Source organism: Undibacterium sp. Ji50W, from assembly GCF_049340445.1.
Lineage (GTDB): Bacteria > Pseudomonadota > Gammaproteobacteria > Burkholderiales > Burkholderiaceae_D > Undibacterium.
The window spans coordinates 793,580-813,496 of sequence record NZ_JBMPOX010000001.1; the positions used below are offsets into that span (position 1 = coordinate 793,580).

A 19,917-nucleotide genomic window follows, 5' to 3' on the forward strand; every position below is an offset into this window, starting at 1 on the left:
GCTTGGTTGGCCACGAATCATCTACAGGAGAATTTTTATGTCCCGCTTGCAAGGCAAACGTACACTCATCACCGGTGGCACCAGTGGCATTGGCCTCGAAACAGCCAAGCAGTTCCTCGCCGAAGGCGCACGCGTCATCGTCACCGGCGTCAATCCGGATTCCATTGAAAAGGCCAAGGCGGAACTTGGCACTGAGGTTCTGGTGCTGCGCGCCGATTCTGCCAACGTGGCCGCTCAGAAGGAATTGGCGCAAGCCATCCAGGCGCACTATGGCCAGCTCGATGTCGCCTTTCTCAATGCCGGCGTATCCGTTTGGGTGCCGATCGAAGCGTGGACGGAAGAAATGTTCGACCGCTCGTTCGACATCAACGTCAAGGGGCCATACTTCCTGATCCAGGCGCTGTTGCCTGTCTTCGCGAACCCCGCATCGGTGGTGCTCAATACGTCGATCAACGCGCATGTCGGTGCGGCGCATTCGTCGGTATATGGCGCGACCAAGGCTGCATTTCTGAACATGTCGAAGACGCTTTCGAGCGAACTGCTAGCACGCGGTATTCGCATCAACGCCATCAGTCCTGGCCCGGTTGAAACGCCACTGTACGACAAACTCGGTATCCCTGATGCCTACCGTGACCAGGTCAACAAGGACATTGCCGCAAGCATTCCGTTCGGTCGCTTCGGCACGCCGGAGGAAGTGGCCAAGGCGGTGCTGTATCTCGCTTCCGACGAGTCCCGATGGACTGTCGGCTCCGAAATCATCGTTGACGGTGGCCGCACACTGAACGGCTGATTGCAGACAACACCTGAAGGAGCGCTCTCATGACGCCTCTTTCTGCCTGCGCCAGTATTTGCAGGATCAGAAAGCACTGCTGGCGATTAATCCTCTTCCCGGCGTCGTCTGGACTTAAGCGTTTATCCGTGCCCGGCGGACCCTCTGATGGCCAGCATCGGTTCACAGTATGGTTATAAATTCCCGGACAGCCAGCGTGAAGGCTTGCGGTTGTTCGACATAGCCCAGATGCGAAGCCTGAGCCAGTATCGTCAACTGTGCGCCGGGGATGTTGGCCACCAGTGTGCGCGCCATCTCCACTGGCGTGCCCTGGTCCAGCTCGCCAGCAATCACCAGCGTCGGCGCAGTGATGGCACTCAGCCGAGCAGTTGTATCGATTGCGCCGACCGCATGGCAGCAAGCAATATAGCCTGCTGCATCTGTGTTGACCACGCGACGGCGAAAGCGGGCGACCGTGGCTGCGTGATCGATGCGAAACTGCTCATGAAAATAACGCCCCATCACAGCATCGGCGATGGCTTCGATGCCGCCCTCGCGCACGGTAGCGATACGTTGGCGCCAGGCCTCACGCGCGGCATCGGGATAGCCTGAGGTAGTATGGGCCAGCACCAGTGCCTGTATCAGCGACGGATGGCGTAGTACCAGTTCCTGCCCCACCATCCCGCCCAGCGACAAACCTATCCAGACGACCGGCCCGGTATCCAGTTCACGCAGCAGGCTTGCCGCATCGTTGGCCAGGTCGGCCATGTTGTACATGCCTGCGGGTGTTTCGGAACTGCCATGACCGCGATGGTCGTAGGCAATCACCCGGCAATCTTCGGCCAGCAGATTGGCGAGGTCGTCCCACATGCTCAGGTCACAACCCAGTGCGTGGCTCAGTACCACCGTATGGCGCGGCACCTTGCCGTTACGTGGCAAGCGGGTAGTGTAGTGCAGCGCCGGTTGGCCACTGCTACGGGCAGCATGACCAATACCGGGGTGGCAGGTCACATACGGTGACAGCGGGGCAAGTTCATAGCCGATCTGCGGCCCCACTTCACGCAGGATCACTTGCGCATGGGTAAACGCGGTGTTGGCAGCAGGCACGCCAGCATAGATGGCCGACTGTATCAAGACCTCTTTCAACTGGTCCGGCGTCAGGCGGTTAGTGTCATCGCCCAGCAGTGCGGCCCGCACATGCAGATCGAATTCTTCCCAGCGCCCCAGCGCAATCGTGATGGCAAGGACAATGGCACGCCGGGTCTGTTGCTCCAGACCTGGCCGGCCCCAGATTTCATTCCAGGCAAAACGTGTAATCAGGTTCTGGAATTCGGCGTTGAAGCTGTTGGCACCGGCCAGCGAGCGGTCCACCCAGGCGTCGCCCAGGATGCTGCGGCGATTGTGTAGCCCACGCTCAAAATCGTGGTCGATAGGATCAAAGCTCATGCGATAGTCCTGTGATAAAAGTGGGGAGTATTTTGTGCCGCAATGTCGCTGCGCAGGCGGACCAGTTGTTGCCGTGCCAGGCGCTGTGCGGGTACGGTAGCGGCGACTGGATCGAATAGTGCCGTCAGGGCGGGCAGATCAACTTGTTGGCGCAAGCTGGCGTCGGCTTGTACCACATCGGCCAGCACATCCGCCAAATGACGCTGACTGGCCAGCGCTTCGCTGCTCATTTTCTCCAGCAACCGGTGAGCTGCCGGACGGCCGATACTGGCTGCCAGTGCCGCCGATGCTGCTTCGGCAAATACCAGCCCTTGCAGAGCGTCGATATTGCGTAGCATACGGCCGGTATCCACTTGCAAGCCTGCAAAAGCGTCGTTCAGTGCCTGTAACGCGCCGTGCGCGCTAAGAAACAGACCGGGCCACTCGGCAAGTTCGGCTTGCCAGTTACCCAGCCCGCGTTCGTGTTGCTGCCCCATGCTGGCCAGTAGCGCCGCGCCATGCTGCGGCGTGCGGATGGCTGCCGCCAGCGTGATCATGGACGATACCGGATTGCGTTTGTGCGGCATGGCAGAAGAACCGCCGCGCCCCTGGCCAGATGGTTCAGCCAGTTCGGCGATTTCACCTTGTGCCATCAGACTGACATCGGTCGCGATCTTGCCCAGGCTACCCGTCAGGACTGCGACTTCCAGCCCCAGTCGCACCCATTCGTCGCGTTGCGTATGCCAGGCAGCGTCCGCCACCTTCAGGCCCAGATCGAGGGCCACGCGTGCCGCCACCGCCGCACCTTGCTCACCCATTACGGCCAGGGTGCCGACTGCGCCACCCAATTGTAGTTGCAAGGCCCGTGCCGCACACTCGCGCAGGCGTGCGCGTGCGCGCACCAGCGGTGCCAGCCAACCAGCCACTTTAAAGCCAAAACTGCTGACTTGCGCCGGTTGCATCAGCGTGCGTGCCAGCACCGGCGTCGCAATGTGCAGGTCTGCCAATTGCAGCAGGTGACTGGTCAGCTCATGCAAGCCATCGTCCAGCAACTGCAGTGCGTCACGCGTGGCTAGCACCATGGCGGTGTCGATCACGTCCTGGCTGGTGCTGCCCCAATGGACACGCGTCGCCGCTTCTGCATCGTACAGCGCCACGGTGCGTGTCAGCTCGTGCACCAGCGGTATCGCCAGACTGCCAGCGCGGCGGCCAGCATTGACGATGGCAGGAATGTCATACAGTTGCGCATTGCAGACGCCGGCAATGGCACGCGCCGTCGCCGCCGGAAGCAAACCTTCCTCAGACTGGGCCTGTGCCAGCGCTGCTTCAAAGCGCAACATGGCTTGCACGATCGCTGCATCGTCAAAGACGGCGATCATGTCCGGCGTGGTAAGGAAGTTGTCGAAAATGGATACGCTCAAGAGAACTCCGCTGCAAGGTCATACATAGTCAAAGAATGCGGTTTCCTTATCGGTCTGCATCCAGATGTCCCAGTGATAGGTGCCGGGCGCGGTTTTGCGGGCAATCAGGGTAGGGCGGCGATTTTCCGGCACCTGTTGCAGTATGGCAGATTGTGCCAGACCGCTGTCGTCATCCAGGAAAATGGCGGTAAACTGGTGCTTGACAAGGCCACGCGCGAATACCGTGATGAAGGTGGCCGGCTCACCCTTGGTGGGTGTTTCAGTTTGCGAAAGCCGCAGGCTGAAACGGCCCGCGTCATCACTTGGCACGCGGCGAAAACCCGGCAGCGCTTGTGCCGCTTCCGCGCCAGCTTCGGCCGGTTGCCAGGCTTCGATCTGGGCATCATTGACAGGCTGACCATCGCCGTCATAAATAGCACCGCTAATGGTGATGGTGGCTACTGTGGTTTCCAGCCGTGTTGCAGCGGTTGCATCCACGGCCCATTGCCAGGCTTCATGCGAGAAGGGACCGATAGTTTGTGATGTCGTGATATTGCTCATGCGGGTTTCTCCGTTAAATGCCCATGGGTGTAGCGTCGCGGCCACGTAGTACGATGTCGAATTCATAGCCCAGCATCTTGTCGCTGTCTGTATGTTCCAGGCTGTAGCGCGAAATCAGGCGCTGGCGTGCGGCCAGGTCCGGGATGCTCTGGAAGATAGGGTCGTAGTCGAACAGCGGATCGCTGGGGAAATACATCTGGGTGACCAGGCGTTGTGCATAGACATTGCCGAACAAGGAAAAGTGGATGTGCGCCGGACGCCATGCCTTGTCGTGATTACCCCATGGGTAAGGGCCGGGTTTGATGGTGATGAAGCGGTAACGACCATCGCCATCAGTCATCATCTTGCCAAAGCCGTAGAAGTTTGGATCGAGGGGTGCCTGGTGCTGGTCGCGTTTGTGCCAATAACGGCCAGCGGAATTGCATTGCCAGACTTCAATCAGCGAATTACGTACCGGTTTGCCATCCTCATCGAACACCCGACCGGTAACGACGATCTTTTCGCCCAGCGGCTCGCCCACGCCACGCGCGGTCAGGTCGGCGTCATTAGGCAGCAGGATGCGCGGCGAGGGAACCAGATTGTCAAGCACCGGCTGGTCTGCCTGGATACGCAACAGTGGCTGGGTAGGGCCGCGCTTCAGCGTGGACTTGTAGGGTGGATAGATCAGTTCCGGATAGACGCCGGACGCGATAGCATCGAATTTCAAGACAGGTCTCCTGTTATTAAGATTGTGTGAAAACCATGGTATGAAATGTGTCCCGGCATCACAATACACCGCATGCAGGCAACATTCGCTATACGCACAAAATGTGCGACAATCGCACGAATTCACATAAATTCTTTATTTTCCTGTCTTATGTCAGCAGAACCCGAACTTCCCGCCAAGCGCGACATGGTGGCTAGCCTGGAAAAAGGCTTGCAGGTGATCGCTGCCTTCGACCAGGAGCGCAGCCGCCTGACCATTGCCGAAGTAGCCGAGCGCACCGGCTTGACGCGGGCGGCGGCACGCCGTTATCTGATCACGCTGACCCATCTTGGCTACATGCGACATGACAACAAGCTGTTCGCGCTGACACCGATGGTACTGCGTCTGGGGCAATCCTATCTGCATTCAGCACGCTTGCCGCGCATTGCGCAGCCCTTGCTATACCGGCTGGCTTATTCGTTGGGCGAAGCGGCATCGGTTGGCGTGCTGGATCACGATCAATTGGTGTGTGTAGCTGCCGCCAGTGCCGGGCAGTTGGTGTCCGTCACGCTGCAGCCAGGTACTCGGGTGCCTGCCTACTGCACTGCTAACGGACGGATACTGCTGGCACATCTGCCACCAGAGCAGGTCCAGCAATTCCTGGAGCGCGCCCAGCCGGAACAAATCACCGAATACACCCTCATCAACAAGCAGCGCCTGGCACTGGAGATTGCCCATGCCCGCACGCAAGGCTATGCGCTGGTGGACCAGGAACTGGAGTTGGGGCTGCGCACTATCGCCGTCCCGCTCAAGAATTTTCGTGGCGAGGTAGTGGCAGCCATGAACATCAGCGTGCATGCCGGTCGCATGCCGCGTGAACAAATGGTGGAGCGATGCCTGCCGGCACTGATCAAGATCCAGGTCGAGTTGAATGCCTTGCTGTGATACCGTGACTGCACCTCAACTACTGCGAAATTCCTTGGGTGTCAAACCCATGCGTTTTTTGAACAGGCGACTGAAGTAGGCCGGGTCCTGAAACCCCAGTTCATAGGCAATGCTGGCGATGCTGGCGGGCAAATAAGTCAGCTTGCGGCAGGCTTCCAGTATCAGCCGGTCTTGTGTGATGTCAAATGCCGATTTGCCGGATAGTTTGAGACACAGGCGGTTCAGGCTTACTGGCGAAGCACGCAGCGCAGCCGCATACTGGTTGAGCTGCCATTGATCCTTGTAATGCTTCTCCACCTCAGCGCGGAAGTGGCTAAATAATTCAAAGTCGCGACGCCCCGACTGATCGACAAAACGGCGCTCTTCATTCAGGCGCACCAGCAGCAGCAAGGTGCTGCGCGCCAGCCATTCCAGCATCAGCCTGTGACCATACTGCGGCCAGGCTGCTTCCGTCAGTAAATTTTGCAACAGTGACTCCAGCCGCGTGCGCAGCTCAGGATGGCCAACCAGGTCAATCGCCAGTGGCTCAACGAACAGTGAAGAGTACAGGTCGCCATGATTTTCTGCCACTGCGAAAACCACGTTCTGATCCACCGTCAGCACATAGCCGTGCGCCTCTGTCGAAAAATCAAAGCCATGCACCACCGATGGATGGATGGTAATGACGGTCGGCGCGCTGCATTCCCAAACAGCGCCATTGATGCTGGCACTGACCTCGCCGCCAAAAAGAAAAAGTACCTGAAACAAGCCGCTGTGGGTATGCTTTTCGATATGCCAGTGGTGCACCCGGCTGCGCGTTTCTATGAGTTCGATGTGCACAAATTCGGCACTCTCGCCCTTTGTATACTCGCCATACAGACCAAACTGTGGGATGTCGGATGGTGCCGGTTTTGCATTGCGGGCCATGGATGATGGTATAGGCTAAAAATGATGAAGTGTCGAAATAGTACAAGTTTTAAGCTGTTTCATCCATTTTTTTTCGACCGGTCCGGCGCTACGATGACGACATATTAAAACCATATCGGAGACATCATGCGTACCCAAGTTGCTATCATCGGTGCCGGCCCTGCTGGCTTGCTGCTATCCCATCTACTGCATTTGAACGGCATAGACTCCATCGTACTGGAGTCGCGCAGCCAGGCAGAGATTGAAGCGACAATCCGTGCCGGCGTGCTGGAACAAGGCACCATGGACATTCTGAAGAACGCCGGTGTCGGTGCCCGCATGCAAGCCGAGGGTGCACTGCACCATGGGATAGAACTAGCCTTCGATGGCCGTCGTCACCGCATTGACTTGACCGAACTGACCGGCAAGGCCATCACCGTGTATCCGCAACATGAAGTGATCAAGGACCTGGTGGCTGCCCGGCAGGCAGCGCAAGGACAGTTGCTGTTCGAGGTCAGTGAGGTGGAATTGCATGGCATTGACACGGTCGCGCCATCGGTCAGCTTCACCCATCAAGGTGCAGCGACACGCATCGAGGCCGACTTTGTCATTGGCTGTGATGGCTACCACGGTGTCACGCGACCAGCGATGCCGTCACAGGGCCGTCAGGATTACCAGCGCACCTATGGCTTCGGCTGGTTCGGCATTTTGGTGGAATCAGCACCATCATCCCATGAACTGATCTATGCGCAGCACCAGCGCGGTTTCGCTTTGGTCAGCACACGTACACCTACCGTGCAGCGCCTGTACTTCCAGTACGATCCTGCCGATCACGTCGACAACTGGTCGGATGACCGCATCTGGGCCGAATTGCATGCACGCCTGGAAAACAACGATGGTTGGCGGGTTAATGAAGGACGTATCTTCCAAAAAAATATCATCGGTATGCGCAGTTTTGTGTCTACGCCCATGCAGTCAGGCAGATTGTTCCTGGCGGGTGATGCCGCACACATCGTGCCGCCCACCGGTGCCAAGGGCATGAACCTGGCGGTGTCAGACGTGCATTTGCTGGCGCAGGGGCTGGAACAGTTTTACCACCAGGGGCAAGAACACCGGCTGCATGGCTACACGGCAGCAGCCTTGAAGCGCATCTGGCGCGCTGAGTACTTTTCGTGGTGGATGACCAGCCTGCTGCATAACTTCACTGACGCCAGCCCATTCCAGCGTGAAATGCAGCGAGCAGAACTGGAATGCGTGGTCAGCTCACGCGCAATGGCAACGGCGCTGGCAGAAAACTACGTCGGCGCATTTTGATCAGTTCGTCGCGACAGGTCGCCCGCTATCTATCGAGGGCATTTGAACCCAGGCCCTCACCAATCTACTGCTGCGCCGCTGCGGTGTAATCCACCACGTACTTTCCGGCGTGCTCCAAGGGCAGCTCAAACAAATCGCCGCCCAGGCTGCGCACGATACCGGAATCACTGTGCGGCTTGCTGCTGCTAATGAAACGTAAGCTACCCTTGCCACCTGCACTGACGATACTGATCCGTTTTTCGCTGACGGCGACTGCGATATCGCCATGCGGTGTGGGCACCTTGCCCTCTATCCATTTCAAGCCACCCAGGTGCGGTGCGACAAGATACTCTGCATAACCCGGCTGGGTCGGCGTTACCCCCAAGTAGTATTTGCCAAGCAAGTAGAGCGGACTGGCTCCCCATGCATGGCACAAGCTCTTGCCAAAGGCCTTGCCATACATCGCGTAGCGTTCAATACCGGTCTGTTTGGGATCGTACTCCTCCCAGAAGCAGGTCGCGCCATCGCGCAGCATGCCGCCCCAGTAATCCTTTATTTGACGAATGACATAGTCGTGCTGGCCGCTTTGGGCCAATGCTGCCAACTCATAAAAGCGCATATACGGAGTGGTGATTGCCGGTACATTGTCGTTCAGCAGCACATTGCGCTTCACCGCTGCCGCCTGGTCCTCATCCAGATAGCCCAGCGTCAGCGCAAGCATATTGGGATGGCGCGTCACCAGGCGGTTCAATTTTCCATTCTGATGGCTGTGGATGAAAGCCTGCTTTTCTGTATCCCAGAACGTGGCCTTGATCTTGTCCTTAAGCTCATAGGCTAACTGACGATACTGGGTCGCATGTTCCCGGTCCTGGGCGACGTCGGCGCAATCGGCCATGCTCTCCAGGCTGCGTGCGAACAGCAACTGGATGACGCTCAGCTCGCCATCCTTGGGCATCTTGGCCCAGTCGACGAAAACCCAGTCGCCAGGCCTGCCTTCCAGCATGCCGTTGGCATTGCGTCGCTTGAGTACGAAGTCCATCAACGTGACCATACGCGGATACACGCTTTTCAAGAACGCAGCGTCGCCCGTATACTGATAATAGTCGCGGATGCCGATGAACCAGTAAAGCGAGTAGTCGAGAATTGTATTAACGTGCATGTCGACTGGGTCTGCCCCGCGCAGTGCCCAAGTGGTCCGCTTGACGGCTTCGTTGTCGAAGAAGGTGTAGTAATTCATCAGGTAGGTCTGCACGGCATCGCCAGCCCAGACCCAATGGTCGCGTTTGATACCGTCAAGGAAGAATTCGCGCGTGTTCAATTCCAGTGAACGCTGGGATACATCCCAGATGCGGTTCAATTCCTCGTCCGAGCTTCTGAAGCTGCCGTGGCGGGTCAGCGGCAGGTATTCGTAGAGCAGCGACACACCGTCCACGCTCATCCCATCGCCGAACTGGATGTTCACGTAACGCAACGCGCGCGACTCGGGTGCCACGAATTCACCGTCGTGCCCATTGACGCTGAACCGGTCCAGCGTTTCGCCGGTCTCGGTAGCCATGGCCTCTTCCAGAGTCTCGCCATAATGAAAGCTAAGCTTGCCGCTGCCTTTAAGCTGCTTCAGTTTGACGAAGCCTATCGTCTCCTGACCAAAATCCACCAGCAGCGACTGTACTCCCGGCTTCAGGCTGGTTGGCATTATTTCCTGCGTTGACAACTTGAATTGCGATGGACGCCGGTCCTCACCATCGAAATTCCAGCGCGCGGCATAGACCGCGCCTAATTCAGGCGACCTGGCGTTCGGGCGCGGCCCCACCAGCCAACTGTCGTCGGATTGGATGCTTGGGCCCTGCACAAAAATGGCAGGCGGTGTCACAGGATTGAACACCTGGAAGTTGATTCTATGTTTGCCTGCCGGGACATGGATGTGGTGTTGGTCACCTTGTACGAAGCGACCGTCAATGTTCGCAGCATGCCGGCCTTCGACATGCACCGTGATGTCTTCGGCAACAGGCAGGTTCACCTCGCGGGTAAAGTTGAGCTGGGGCTGGTGGCCGTACAAACGCCAGAACGGCATGAAATAAGCATCGCGCTCGATACGTTTAACCTGCATCTGGTTGCTCAACCAGATTTCAAAGTCGCCGGGATACCAGATCCATGTTGCCTGGGCCCGGGCATTGGTCACAGCGCTGGCGAGCAGGAGCAGTGCGCCTATCAAAAAGGATTTTCTGTACAATGTCATGGTCGAGTAGCGGTGCTTGAGGACGTTATCGCATTTGGCAAGAACTCTATTCTAAGGCACTACCATGCTGTGGGCGCATTCTGTGATGTTACCCCATGACGCCCCAATGATGAAAATCACCGACGAACCAAACGATATTTGGCAAGGTGTGCGAACCTCATTTGAGCGCATTTAATTTTTCGATGAACGTGCAAGAGATGAACGTACATGAGCTGCCCTGACTTTTATGCAAGCAGATATCACCACAAACCATTGGACATGATCAAAATTTACTCTTTCGAGAAAAATGCCACACATCCGGGCATTATTTAGGCTTGGCCAAAACTTGTTCAACAAACCAAATTTGTGATCAATCAATTATCAAAATTCATCTACATGAAAAGTGCGCCGTCTATCAGGCGGCGCCATTAATTCAGATTGGTCGTAACATTTTTTCAACCAGCGCTGAGCTAACTCTATCCTGATCATGAGCAATGCATGACGAACCTGCTATTGCGGTCATATGCACACTACGCTATAAATCAGAAATGCCCTTGATAACGCTAATGCGAGAAGTATCAGCAAGGTATAAAGATGCGTTTATATAAAAATTACCAAGACTTTAAAAGAGAAAATGACCATGGTTCAAGCTGAACGTCCTCCAATAGACGAGACCTCTTTGCGCGAACTGGTGGAAACCTTGCGCTCTCGCGCTGAAAGGCTGGAGTCATTAGATAAGCTGGTATCTGCACTTAAGCAAGAAGCCGAACACCATTACCAACTGGCAGACTCTTTAAAGCATGGCCTGGAATTGGTTCAACAAATAGTGGAAGAGCGCGAAGCCTTCTTCAGTCTGTCATTGGATATGCTGTGCATTGCCACAACCAGCGGGTACTTCCATAAAATCAACCGGGCATTTGAACGTACACTGGGGTATACACAAGAAGAATTGTTATCGCGCAGCTTTCTTGAGTTTGTACATCCAGAAGACCTTGAAAAAACCAAGCAAGAAGTAGACAAGCTGCGCATGGGCATAGACACCATCAGTTTTGACAATCGCTACCAGCACAAAGATGGCGGTTATCGCTGGTTGAACTGGACTACGCCGGCACCTATACCTGGCTCTAATTTTCTGTATGCCGTTGCACGTGATGTCACCGAACAGCGTCTGCGCGATGAACGTACTTTGTATCTGGCTTCACATGATGATTTAACCGGCTTGGCGAATCGCTGGCGCTTTAACGAAGAACTGAAAGCCAGTTTCGCCAGATTAAAACGTCATTCGAACAGACAATTCGCAGTGCTGGTACTTGATCTGGACCAGTTCAAACCCATCAATGACACGTATGGCCATCAGGCTGGTGATATTGTCTTGCGTACGATAGGCGAACGCCTGAACGCAATTAAAAGAGAAACCGATGTATTGTGCCGCCTGGGTGGAGATGAATTTGCCCTGCTTGCACCAGATGCCGATGCTGGCGAAGCAGGTATGATCGCAGAACGCATGCGCAAGGAAATCATACTTCCTATCAGTATTGGCGAAACAGACGTGATCGTTGACGTCAGCATCGGAATCGCCATGGCAAAAGAACATTCCGGCGATACAAATGACCTGCTCAAACTGGCAGATGACGCCATGTACCAAGCCAAACGCGGTAAGGAAAATAGTGTGCTGTGCAACCAGGCTGATGTAAATACTGATTGACGGAAAAGAGATACTACGCGATAGCTTCTCTTCGAAGAACTGGTGGAAGAATGTCCTACTTAGAACGTGTTTACGATCTCAGAGTCAAACGATCCGATCTTGCTACCAAAGATAATCTGCAGCGGCTGAATTTGCATTAAGAAACGACCCGGAAACTGGTCGTTTTTTTGTGGCCTGTCGATTGCCATTGCTATTTCACAGACTTCCCACGTACACTTTTGCATTCGCTTTTAGGCGCACTCTATCAATGGAATGGACGACGAGGTAATGAATAATTCAACGCATCTAACTTTTCATATGGTCACGCGCGCTGGCATCGGCAGTTTGGTAGCTGCATTTTTTTACCTGACATCCCCCGTGCAGGCAGCATCAGTATCGCCCGGCATCACGGCAGCATCTGCGGAGATGCGCTTCAATTTCTCACATCAAACCCAACCCGGCGCTACCAATGTCAATTGGAATGATGGTACAGGCGCACCACTGTTCGACGCCAAAGCCGGATACGGTTTTATCGAGCAGACCGGTGCTTTCCCTGCGCGTGTGGTACACACTGCGCAGATTCGCAGCGACGGCAATGGTTTTGTGATTAGCGAACCGGCGTTTGAAGCAGAGAAGGGCTTCGAGAAAGATAATTACAATAATTTCGGCATGGCGTTTCGAATCAAAGCTGCACCCGGAGCCTACGCTATCCGGGTACGCACCACATCGAATGCCAGCGATACCACTGTATCGGTCTCGGGCATGCAGGCTAGTCGCTTGATTCCTTCTACATTCTGGGATGCTGCGGGCTTGTTGCCGAATTTAACGCGTATTGCTACGAATGGAAAAGACTGGTCTTACCGCTACGTCAATGGTCAGCAATTCATCGATATCGAAATTGAACCAAAGAAACTCAATACACCGGTTGGCGTGGAAGAAATCATCATCACACCGATCCCAGCGCAAGTGCGTCCAGCCAATGTGCTGCCAACCATCTACACCTTGGGCGACTCGACCATGAAGTCGTATACCTTCGACGAGGCACCGATGAGCGGCTGGGGGCAAGTTTTCGATCAATTGTTTGACCAGGAAAAAGTCAGGGTCGTCAATTACGCACAGGGCGGGCGTTCGTTCCGTAGTGCCTATTCTGAAGGACGCTTCAATGATCTGTTGATGAGTGGCTATATCGGCGACATCGTGCTGATCCAGTTTGGCCACAACGATGAGAGTCAAGACGAAATGCGCCGGCTAGGACGCGGCGCAACCGAAGCCATGTACGAAGCGATGATCCGGGATGTCTACCTGCCTGCGATTCGTGCGCGCGGTATGCTGCCGGTACTGGTCACGCCGATGTCGCGCGTCAACGGTGCAGCCAAACCAGATTATATCTACGTCAACTCATTTAACAAACGGCGCTTTCCCGATTTAATGAAAAAAATTGGTGCCGAACTCGGCATCACCGTGGTTGATCTCAATTCGCTCAGCGTCGAGTATTTCAACCAGAATGGTGTTGCAGCAACCACGGCGATGGTGATGTCGCTGGAAGCAGGCGAAACACCGGGTAAAACCAATGATGGCAGTTATGCCAACGGCCATCCGGCCCAGAAAATAGACGGGACACATTTCAAGGAATCGATGGCGAAGCAATATGCGCGCATTGTAGCAACCGAACTGGTGCATCTGGGCAAAAGCGGCGATCCACTTGCAGCCCATATTGCCGCCTCACTCAGAGGCGATGTTCAGTCAGCTATTGCCGCCAATGACTGGAGCACGATTTATCCAGAAATTGCCAAGGACATCGTCAGCGGAGAAAACGCCTACTACCGGAATCAGATCGAAAAACTATTGCAACTCGGCGTGCTGCACAAAGATGCGCAAGGATATTTCAATCCCGCCGCCACCATGCAGACCAGTGAATTCATCACTGCACTGTGCACATTGATGCAGGTGCAGCGTGCCACATTGACTCAGTATGCGGATGCTCCCCTAACATTAACACGTGAAGTCATGAGTGGAATTCTGGTTGACGCCTATCACGCCAGATTCACAAGCAAACCGAAGTACATGACTGCCTATAACGGTAAAACCCTGGTGCCGGGCATGTCTGGCTACGACCCCAATCTGGATAGCGGCGCAAAGGGCGCAATGTATTATCCGCTGGTAAGCTGGAATCAGTTGACAGACGCAGTTGATGTATCGCCAGCTTATCTGGATAAATTCAAAGACGCTTACGAACTCGGCCTGATCCGTTCCGAAGCAGGTATTGCACGCGGACGCATGATCAACGGAAAAGAACTGCAGCCAAAGCTTCTGGTCAGCCGCGCCAAGGCCGCCAAAGCACTCTATTTCATGTGGGTACTTGCACAACCACCGCAACGCGAGAATGACTCGCAGGCATTACAGTAATGCGGGGGTCGGCAATGGTTCAGCCGCAATCCGCAACACCCTTACTATAGCAAGTTAAACCCCGGAGCAAGGATACGATCAGATGGGCGCCCGTTGCCGCTGTCGGAACTCGGCCGGGGTGCAGGCGACTTCCCGTTTGAAAAACTTGCTGAAATTGGTGGCTTCCTCGAAGCCCAGCTTCTCTGCGATGGTGCCAACATGCAAGTCGGTATGCGCCAGCAGGCGCTTCGCTTCCAGGTTGATGCGCGCAGCAATAAAGGTTTTGGCTGTCATACCCATCGCGGCCATTACTGCCCGCGCCAGACTTTTTTCCGTGTAGCCGAGTTGCTTGGCATAGTCGGCCACTTGGTGCCATTCAGCGAAGCGCTCCTCCACAAGTTGCTGGAAGCGCTTGAAGCGTTGTGATGCAGGAGTGACCAGCGGCTCTTGTGCCTGTCGTTGGCCATGCAGAATGCTCAGCCGCATCAAGAGTGCATGGAGCTGATGGCGCAGCAGTGCATGGACGTCCTCCAGCGACGCGTCAAGCAGCGTATCCTCACGTATCTGCCAGATAGAGTCCATCACCTTCCCCAGCTCAGGACTACTCAGGATCAGGTGTTCCGGCAGCCTTTCCAGATCGGGCGCGCGCTTGAGATCGCGGGACGGCGTCGAAACGGATAAGACGAATTCCGGGCGGAACAGAAGGTTCCAGCCGTCCCAATCATCACCCTGTCCATAGTTGTGGGCCTGTCCTGCTCGCACCACAAACAGCGACCCCGGTTCACAAGAGATCGACTTGAAATCGACCATCTGGGTGCATTTGCCCCGCGTGACGCACACTAAGGTGTGGAACTCGTACCGATGCGTTATTCGCACTTCTTTGCCGGCCCGATGCCTCAGGTCGGCCATGCTAAACACTTCCAGGTCGAGTTGGTAATGTGCTTGCGGTCGATAGCCCAGACGCTCAATATCGGTATTGAGCTTCGCGCTTTCTGACGAGGACTGAACTGACGTCACCGTTTTGTATGGCCCTCTTTTTGATCTCAATGTCTTAAAAGTATCATTCATTGTCCAGTTTATACCGTTTAATTTGGCCAAATATGTCCAATAATAACCGTAAATAAACCACTTTGAAAAGGACTGATGATGAAGGCAGACGTCAGCAAGATTACCGAAACCATCCTTGCCCTGGAGCTGGGAATCAATGAGCGCTGGAACAAAGGCGATGTCGACGGCGCGCTGGAGATGTACAGCGAGGACGTGACCTATTTCGATCCTATGACTGAGATGCGCCTGGAAGGCCGCAAGGCTGTGGACGGGTATTTCCGCCAGTTCTTCGAGGGCAAGCTCAGCATCTTGCGCAACGAGTTCCCCAACCCACAGGTGATCGTCAGCGATGGCGGCGACCTCGCGGTGCTGCACTACAACCTGATCAACCTCGTTCCTGATGGACAAGGTGGCGAGAAGCCGGGCACCCCGTGGAACTCCACACAGGTCTATCGCCTCATCAACGGCCAGTGGCGCGTGGTGCATGTGAACTGGTCGTTCACGCGCAATATGGCAGCCCTGCAGGCCATGATGTCCTGAGAACGTGTTTGCGATCTTACTGCGCGAGCGCAATCGGAATCCACGCGGGGCTCATGCGCTGCTCAAAATGCTCATGTACTTTAGAGTACATTCCGCTTTTTGCGCTGCGTTTTTGTTACCCCGACCCCGCTGACGCTCGCTCGCTACAGATCGTAAGCACGTTCTGAATTCATGCAATTAAACCCAGCACCTGCCGAGACTTGCCCGGCGTTTTCTTTCTCACCACTAGCCTTGCCGGGGGTACCGCCCCAGCGCTGGCACAAGCATCTTTCACAACCCGTCAACACAGGAGCACACCATGAACAACATCGATATCGCCAAGGCATACATCAAGGCAGTACAAACTAACGACCAAGCCACACTGGGCAGTATCATTTCACCCGATGTGATCTGGCACCAGCCAGGCAAGAACCGGTTTTCCGGCACGCACCGGGGCATGGCCGCCGTCGGCCCGATGCTCGGCACGATGATGGAAGTTTCCAAGGGCACGTTCGCAATCACCCGTGCCGACCACTACATGGCCAATGGGGATTGGGTCGCCATCACCCTGGAGTTCGCTGGCGAGGCCAACGGCATGAAGCTCAAGCAACCCGGCGTGGACCTGATTCGCGTAGAGGGTGGCCAGATTGTCGAAATCCGGCTGTTCTCTAGCGACCAAACGCAAGAGGACGCTTTTTGGGGACAGTGAACTCCCGCTGTTACGCGGTGAATCCCAGTCGTACCCCTGCGGGAGCGGCGCCACGCCCATCAAGCGGCGTCGCGTTCGGCTCCCGCGATGCGCTCAGTTTGAAGATCGCAACAGCGCTGGACAAGTGGTCTGCTTGGGTATGCAACTCCTGACCCGCCGACGTTTCGCTCACCGGGGCGGCGTTTTGCTGGGTTGTCTGGTTCAGGCTGGCCACCGCGTGATCAGGTGATGGCAGCATGGGTGAATACCTCGGAAAATTGCTTTACAATCAGGCTACCACTGTCATCCAAGGCTGACCGTACCCGCAGCACTACAAGCCTTGACGTGCTGACTGGCCGAAATCAACCGAATTGACGCGGTATTGAAATCACGCTGGGCAGGGCGCAAGCACAAGTCTGATATTGAATCGGATACTATCTTAATCAACTAAGCAAGCGGAAAATGACCATGAGCAAAGCCAGCCGTGCAGGCACAGGAGTTTAATGATGTCCACCACCACAATCGACTATGACGGCTTGATGCAGGCAAACCTTGTGCGTGTTTTTGGCGAACACGATGCAGGGCGGCGTATCGAGGCGATTCGAGAACTTTATGCGGAAGATGCCGTGCTGAACGAGCCGCATGCGTCCGCCAAAGGCCATGCTGCGATTTCCGAAGCTGTTACTGGGCTGCTTGCTCGCCTGCCGCCGGATTTCGTTTTTCGCGCACTGGGTCCAGCGATGGGGCACCACGGTATTGGCCGCCTGAAATGGAGTTCCGGCCCGCAGGGCGGTCCTATAGCCGTCACGGGTATGGATATCGCACATTTTGAGAACGGTCGCATCCACTCTCTCTATGTCTTTCTCGACGCCGTAGGTGCCTGACATGTCCACAACTATTCGTATAGGGTATTGCCTGTCATTGACGGGCTCTGTTGCGGGTGTCAAACCAGGGAGAACCTATGGCCGTCGGATTCACAATATCAAAGTTTGTTATCGTCCAATCGCTGGAACTCCATGAAGTTCAGACTGGCGAGATCTTAGTCGAGCTCCTGACGAGCTTAGTTAAAGAGTATGCTCCGGCGCTGGAGATAGTCGCTTTCAACTGCCACAGTGCGCAAGAGTTCCGAAATTTTCTTAAAGAGCTCACGAATGCAGCTGCTGCCAACGGGGATCGACCATTGCTCCACGTCGAGTGTCATGGATCACCAACAGAAGGAATCGAGTTTGAAAATGGCAGCACCCTCGATTGGGCGGAGTGGGGCGAATTACTCACGCAACTAAATATTGCGACTCGATTTAATCTACTAGTTGCAGTCTCTGCATGTTACGGCGCATATCTAAACGGTCAATACTCACCCATACGGCCATCGCCTGCGTTCTGTATAGTGGCGCCGACAGAGGAAATCAATCCAGCAGATGCGATGAGAGGTTTTCGGACGTTCTATTCACATTTACTCCAAACTGGGGATGCGGGCATTGCTGCAAAAGAGATAGTAAAAATCCCTGTAAGTTCTGGGCAGTGGTTTTCGCAGTTAGCGGAACAATGGTTCGTCTACTTGATCGAGAACTATGTAAAGACCCATTTAAACAACGACGCGTTTGATGCTTGGGCCAGATCCCTATCGCGCAGGTTACGAGACTCAGGTCAAGCTTCTAGTGTTGGTGCAGTTAAAAGAAAGCTTCTTCGTCAGAATAGAGAAGGACTCGCAGGAAAGTACTTCGATTGTTTTTTTTGTATTGAGCAGGTACCAGAAGGTATGAGTAGGTTTGGTGCTACGCGTACACAGGTCAAAAAAACAGTCGCGACCCTTCACGCCACCGGTCGATACAAGATTTAATCGAACATCACATATTCGTCGGATTTCCACGGACATCAATTTGTATCTATTCAGCCGATTCATTGAACACCCCATAATGATGTCGCTAAACACCTCAATAAGATGTCAGCGTACTCAAAAGAGGAAAAGATTGTCCAAATTGCGGCGGATATTTTTGACAAAATCCATCTCTTAGCTCTAGAAGCTATTTTACATAATATAAATTATGCGAAATTAAAGAACATATTAAAGTGGCGGCAACAGGAGTCCTCTTACGTAATTCCATATCCCCCGGGTGCTCCCGGTTCTTGAGCTACGCAACTTCACTATTTTCGCATTCACCGCACCAAATTCTCATTCAACAGGTATCATTGCCCTGTTAACCTCTACAGAACTACCATGGCATCAATTATTCGCTCGGCAACTTTATCTGGCCATAAACGTACGCTGGCTACGCGGGCTACGAAAGATACATCTCCAGTCAATTCCGATAGCTTGCCGACCACTACCAATGGCACGGCAAATGTAGGCGCAGTCTTGCCTGGGCCAAATATTACCAAACCGGTCGATCCAAATAAAGCAGTAGCAGACCTGGTTGAACAGGCTCGTCTTTCGGTATTGGCACAAATTAAGGATGAGGCCGAGGCTGCTCGTGAGTTGGGCCGTCAGCGCGGATTGCGCGAAGGGCGTCAGGCGGGCATGGAAGAGGCTAAATCTGAATTTGCAGCAGAATTTTCCCGAATTAAGTCGATTACCGAGAAATTGCCAATGGCGGTCGAAACCGGCATTAAAGGGATTGAAGACTTGGCTGTGGCAGTTGCATTTGAGTCTGTCTGCAAAATTCTTGGCGATACCGTTGTTTCACAGGATGGTGTTAAGGCTATTGTGAGACAGGTTGCCCAAAGAGTCAGTGTCAGAGAAAAACTGGTGATCAGGCTCAACCCTTCTGATTTCAAAATTCTCGAAAGTGGCGGTGTTCTTGAATCGACATTGCCGGCACAGACGTTGGAACAAATATCATGGATAGCTGATTCAGACATAGCTTTGGGCGGATGCATACTCGAAACACCAGTGGGTGATCTGGATGCCAGATTAGAAACGCAATTAGAAAATTTGCGGATGACACTGCTGTCGGCGCGAAAATCTCAAGCCTCTTAAATATTGGCTTTACCGTCGGTTGCGGATGTGGAGTCTTTTCCTAACAGGTCGGCAACAGCCTTGTCTATTAATGATGCGATTTGTGGATCTTCCTCCATGGCCGCCTGGATATCATTCACCATTTGATAGAAAATCGGGTCGTTAATCAAATCTTCACCTAATTCACTCAGCAAAACAGATTCCAAAAAAATTCTAAAGACTTTTTTACCTTTCTTGGGGTCATCTGGGTTGATGCTCTTAATTCGCAGAGACACCAATTTTTCAATTTTATCTGGCCCTTCAGGTGATTTTTGGCGGTCCTTTTTTTTGCTTGCTTCACCTTTAACCGCATTTGCAGATTTACCTGCATGACGAACCTTATTCGCCATTTGCGTACGCATTAGAGCGACAATTTGATTGATGCTGTCTATTCCTGCCATTGCGTTTTCCTTTTTAAACC

At 54.3% G+C, this 19,917-nt stretch carries 19 protein-coding genes; 10 read left to right on the forward strand and 9 right to left on the reverse strand.

Annotated features, from left to right (window positions below; genetic code table 11):
* The first annotated feature begins 37 nt into the window (after positions 1-37).
* Positions 38-790: an SDR family oxidoreductase gene (locus ACO0K9_RS03550; RefSeq protein ID WP_422981812.1), complete on the forward strand. Its 753-nt coding sequence runs from the start codon at positions 38-40 to the stop codon at positions 788-790.
* A 162-nt stretch (positions 791-952) separates the two neighbouring features.
* On the opposite strand, the gene ACO0K9_RS03555 is transcribed toward ACO0K9_RS03550, so the two are convergent.
* From ACO0K9_RS03555 to pcaH, 4 genes are read right to left on the reverse strand one after another with little or no spacing between them, the layout of a single operon-like run.
* Positions 953-2,215 (reverse strand): alpha/beta fold hydrolase, encoded by a 1,263-nt coding sequence (locus ACO0K9_RS03555; RefSeq protein WP_422981814.1) that lies wholly within the window; start codon positions 2,213-2,215, stop codon positions 953-955.
* Positions 2,212-3,615, reverse strand: coding sequence for a 3-carboxy-cis,cis-muconate cycloisomerase (gene pcaB / locus ACO0K9_RS03560; RefSeq protein ID WP_422981816.1), 1,404 nt, complete (start codon positions 3,613-3,615; stop codon positions 2,212-2,214). Before pcaB ends, ACO0K9_RS03555 begins: the two co-directional genes overlap by 4 nt.
* A gap of 18 nt (positions 3,616-3,633) precedes the next feature.
* Positions 3,634-4,155: a protocatechuate 3,4-dioxygenase gene (locus ACO0K9_RS03565; protein ID WP_422981818.1), complete on the reverse strand. Its 522-nt coding sequence runs from the start codon at positions 4,153-4,155 to the stop codon at positions 3,634-3,636.
* A gap of 13 nt (positions 4,156-4,168) precedes the next feature.
* The gene (gene pcaH / locus ACO0K9_RS03570) at positions 4,169-4,861 is read right to left on the reverse strand and encodes a protocatechuate 3,4-dioxygenase subunit beta (RefSeq protein ID WP_422981820.1); all 693 of its coding nucleotides are present in this window, start codon (positions 4,859-4,861) and stop codon (positions 4,169-4,171) included.
* A gap of 150 nt (positions 4,862-5,011) precedes the next feature.
* Here pcaH and ACO0K9_RS03575 point away from each other — a divergent pair, with 150 nt between their 5' ends.
* Complete coding sequence (locus ACO0K9_RS03575) at positions 5,012-5,785, forward strand: IclR family transcriptional regulator domain-containing protein (protein ID WP_422981822.1); 774 nt, start codon at positions 5,012-5,014, stop codon at positions 5,783-5,785.
* Positions 5,786-5,800: 15 nt separating this feature from the next.
* On the opposite strand, the gene ACO0K9_RS03580 is transcribed toward ACO0K9_RS03575, so the two are convergent.
* Positions 5,801-6,691, reverse strand: a complete 891-nt coding sequence (locus ACO0K9_RS03580) for a helix-turn-helix domain-containing protein (RefSeq protein ID WP_422981824.1) — start codon at positions 6,689-6,691, stop codon at positions 5,801-5,803.
* A 126-nt stretch (positions 6,692-6,817) separates the two neighbouring features.
* Here ACO0K9_RS03580 and ACO0K9_RS03585 point away from each other — a divergent pair, with 126 nt between their 5' ends.
* Positions 6,818-7,984, forward strand: a complete 1,167-nt coding sequence (locus tag ACO0K9_RS03585; protein ID WP_422981826.1) for a 4-hydroxybenzoate 3-monooxygenase — start codon at positions 6,818-6,820, stop codon at positions 7,982-7,984.
* Positions 7,985-8,048: 64 nt separating this feature from the next.
* Here ACO0K9_RS03585 and ACO0K9_RS03590 read toward each other — a convergent pair whose 3' ends face one another.
* A complete protein-coding gene (locus ACO0K9_RS03590; protein WP_422981828.1) occupies positions 8,049-10,199 on the reverse strand; it encodes a family 78 glycoside hydrolase catalytic domain in 2,151 nt (716 codons plus the stop codon).
* Between the two features lie 613 nt (positions 10,200-10,812).
* On the opposite strand from ACO0K9_RS03590, the gene ACO0K9_RS03595 reads away from it, so the two are divergent.
* Together ACO0K9_RS03595 and ACO0K9_RS03600 are read left to right on the forward strand one after the other, a co-directional pair.
* Positions 10,813-11,883, forward strand: coding sequence for a diguanylate cyclase domain-containing protein (locus ACO0K9_RS03595; protein WP_422981830.1), 1,071 nt, complete (start codon positions 10,813-10,815; stop codon positions 11,881-11,883).
* Positions 11,884-12,240: 357 nt separating this feature from the next.
* Positions 12,241-14,268: a GDSL-type esterase/lipase family protein gene (locus tag ACO0K9_RS03600; RefSeq protein ID WP_422981832.1), complete on the forward strand. Its 2,028-nt coding sequence runs from the start codon at positions 12,241-12,243 to the stop codon at positions 14,266-14,268.
* A gap of 78 nt (positions 14,269-14,346) precedes the next feature.
* Here ACO0K9_RS03600 and ACO0K9_RS03605 read toward each other — a convergent pair whose 3' ends face one another.
* On the reverse strand, positions 14,347-15,315 hold the full coding sequence (locus ACO0K9_RS03605) for an AraC family transcriptional regulator (protein WP_422981834.1): 969 nt from the start codon (positions 15,313-15,315) through the stop codon (positions 14,347-14,349).
* A gap of 78 nt (positions 15,316-15,393) precedes the next feature.
* Here ACO0K9_RS03605 and ACO0K9_RS03610 point away from each other — a divergent pair, with 78 nt between their 5' ends.
* Together ACO0K9_RS03610 and ACO0K9_RS03615 are read left to right on the forward strand one after the other, a co-directional pair.
* A complete protein-coding gene (locus ACO0K9_RS03610; RefSeq protein WP_422981836.1) occupies positions 15,394-15,834 on the forward strand; it encodes a YybH family protein in 441 nt (146 codons plus the stop codon).
* A gap of 298 nt (positions 15,835-16,132) precedes the next feature.
* Positions 16,133-16,522, forward strand: coding sequence for a nuclear transport factor 2 family protein (locus ACO0K9_RS03615; protein WP_422981838.1), 390 nt, complete (start codon positions 16,133-16,135; stop codon positions 16,520-16,522).
* Between the two features lie 10 nt (positions 16,523-16,532).
* On the opposite strand, the gene ACO0K9_RS03620 is transcribed toward ACO0K9_RS03615, so the two are convergent.
* The gene (locus ACO0K9_RS03620) at positions 16,533-16,760 is read right to left on the reverse strand and encodes a hypothetical protein (RefSeq protein WP_422981840.1); all 228 of its coding nucleotides are present in this window, start codon (positions 16,758-16,760) and stop codon (positions 16,533-16,535) included.
* A gap of 247 nt (positions 16,761-17,007) precedes the next feature.
* Between ACO0K9_RS03620 and ACO0K9_RS03625 the strand changes: the two genes are divergently transcribed.
* The 3 genes from ACO0K9_RS03625 to ACO0K9_RS03635 all read left to right on the forward strand — a co-directional run bounded on the left by ACO0K9_RS03625 (position 17,008) and on the right by ACO0K9_RS03635 (position 19,478).
* Positions 17,008-17,385, forward strand: a complete 378-nt coding sequence (locus ACO0K9_RS03625) for a nuclear transport factor 2 family protein (protein ID WP_422981842.1) — start codon at positions 17,008-17,010, stop codon at positions 17,383-17,385.
* Positions 17,386-17,462: 77 nt separating this feature from the next.
* On the forward strand, positions 17,463-18,341 hold the full coding sequence (locus ACO0K9_RS03630) for a hypothetical protein (RefSeq protein ID WP_422981844.1): 879 nt from the start codon (positions 17,463-17,465) through the stop codon (positions 18,339-18,341).
* A gap of 378 nt (positions 18,342-18,719) precedes the next feature.
* On the forward strand, positions 18,720-19,478 hold the full coding sequence (locus ACO0K9_RS03635) for a FliH/SctL family protein (RefSeq protein ID WP_422981846.1): 759 nt from the start codon (positions 18,720-18,722) through the stop codon (positions 19,476-19,478).
* On the opposite strand, the gene ACO0K9_RS03640 is transcribed toward ACO0K9_RS03635, so the two are convergent.
* A complete protein-coding gene (locus ACO0K9_RS03640; protein ID WP_422981848.1) occupies positions 19,475-19,897 on the reverse strand; it encodes a hypothetical protein in 423 nt (140 codons plus the stop codon). The two genes, ACO0K9_RS03635 and ACO0K9_RS03640, sit on opposite strands and share 4 nt — an antisense overlap.
* Positions 19,898-19,917: the final 20 nt, after the last annotated feature.

Excerpts from the sequence above, each read along its gene's own strand:
- ACO0K9_RS03610 (WP_422981836.1), top strand. The coding sequence starts at position 15,394 with ATGAAGGCAGACGTCAGCAAGATTACCGAAACCATCCTTGCCCTGGAG.
- ACO0K9_RS03585 (WP_422981826.1), top strand. The coding sequence starts at position 6,818 with ATGCGTACCCAAGTTGCTATCATCGGTGCCGGCCCTGCTGGCTTGCTG.
- ACO0K9_RS03565 (WP_422981818.1), bottom strand. The coding sequence starts at position 4,155 with ATGAGCAATATCACGACATCACAAACTATCGGTCCCTTCTCGCATGAA.
- ACO0K9_RS03590 (WP_422981828.1), bottom strand. The coding sequence starts at position 10,199 with ATGACATTGTACAGAAAATCCTTTTTGATAGGCGCACTGCTCCTGCTC.
- ACO0K9_RS03605 (WP_422981834.1), bottom strand. The coding sequence starts at position 15,315 with ATGAATGATACTTTTAAGACATTGAGATCAAAAAGAGGGCCATACAAA.
- ACO0K9_RS03615 (WP_422981838.1), top strand. The coding sequence starts at position 16,133 with ATGAACAACATCGATATCGCCAAGGCATACATCAAGGCAGTACAAACT.
- ACO0K9_RS03550 (WP_422981812.1), top strand. The coding sequence starts at position 38 with ATGTCCCGCTTGCAAGGCAAACGTACACTCATCACCGGTGGCACCAGT.
- ACO0K9_RS03555 (WP_422981814.1), bottom strand. The coding sequence starts at position 2,215 with ATGAGCTTTGATCCTATCGACCACGATTTTGAGCGTGGGCTACACAAT.
- ACO0K9_RS03640 (WP_422981848.1), bottom strand. The coding sequence starts at position 19,897 with ATGGCAGGAATAGACAGCATCAATCAAATTGTCGCTCTAATGCGTACG.
- ACO0K9_RS03630 (WP_422981844.1), top strand. The coding sequence starts at position 17,463 with ATGGCCGTCGGATTCACAATATCAAAGTTTGTTATCGTCCAATCGCTG.
- ACO0K9_RS03620 (WP_422981840.1), bottom strand. The coding sequence starts at position 16,760 with ATGCTGCCATCACCTGATCACGCGGTGGCCAGCCTGAACCAGACAACC.
- ACO0K9_RS03635 (WP_422981846.1), top strand. The coding sequence starts at position 18,720 with ATGGCATCAATTATTCGCTCGGCAACTTTATCTGGCCATAAACGTACG.
- ACO0K9_RS03595 (WP_422981830.1), top strand. The coding sequence starts at position 10,813 with ATGACCATGGTTCAAGCTGAACGTCCTCCAATAGACGAGACCTCTTTG.
- ACO0K9_RS03575 (WP_422981822.1), top strand. The coding sequence starts at position 5,012 with ATGTCAGCAGAACCCGAACTTCCCGCCAAGCGCGACATGGTGGCTAGC.
- ACO0K9_RS03580 (WP_422981824.1), bottom strand. The coding sequence starts at position 6,691 with ATGGCCCGCAATGCAAAACCGGCACCATCCGACATCCCACAGTTTGGT.
- ACO0K9_RS03625 (WP_422981842.1), top strand. The coding sequence starts at position 17,008 with ATGTCCACCACCACAATCGACTATGACGGCTTGATGCAGGCAAACCTT.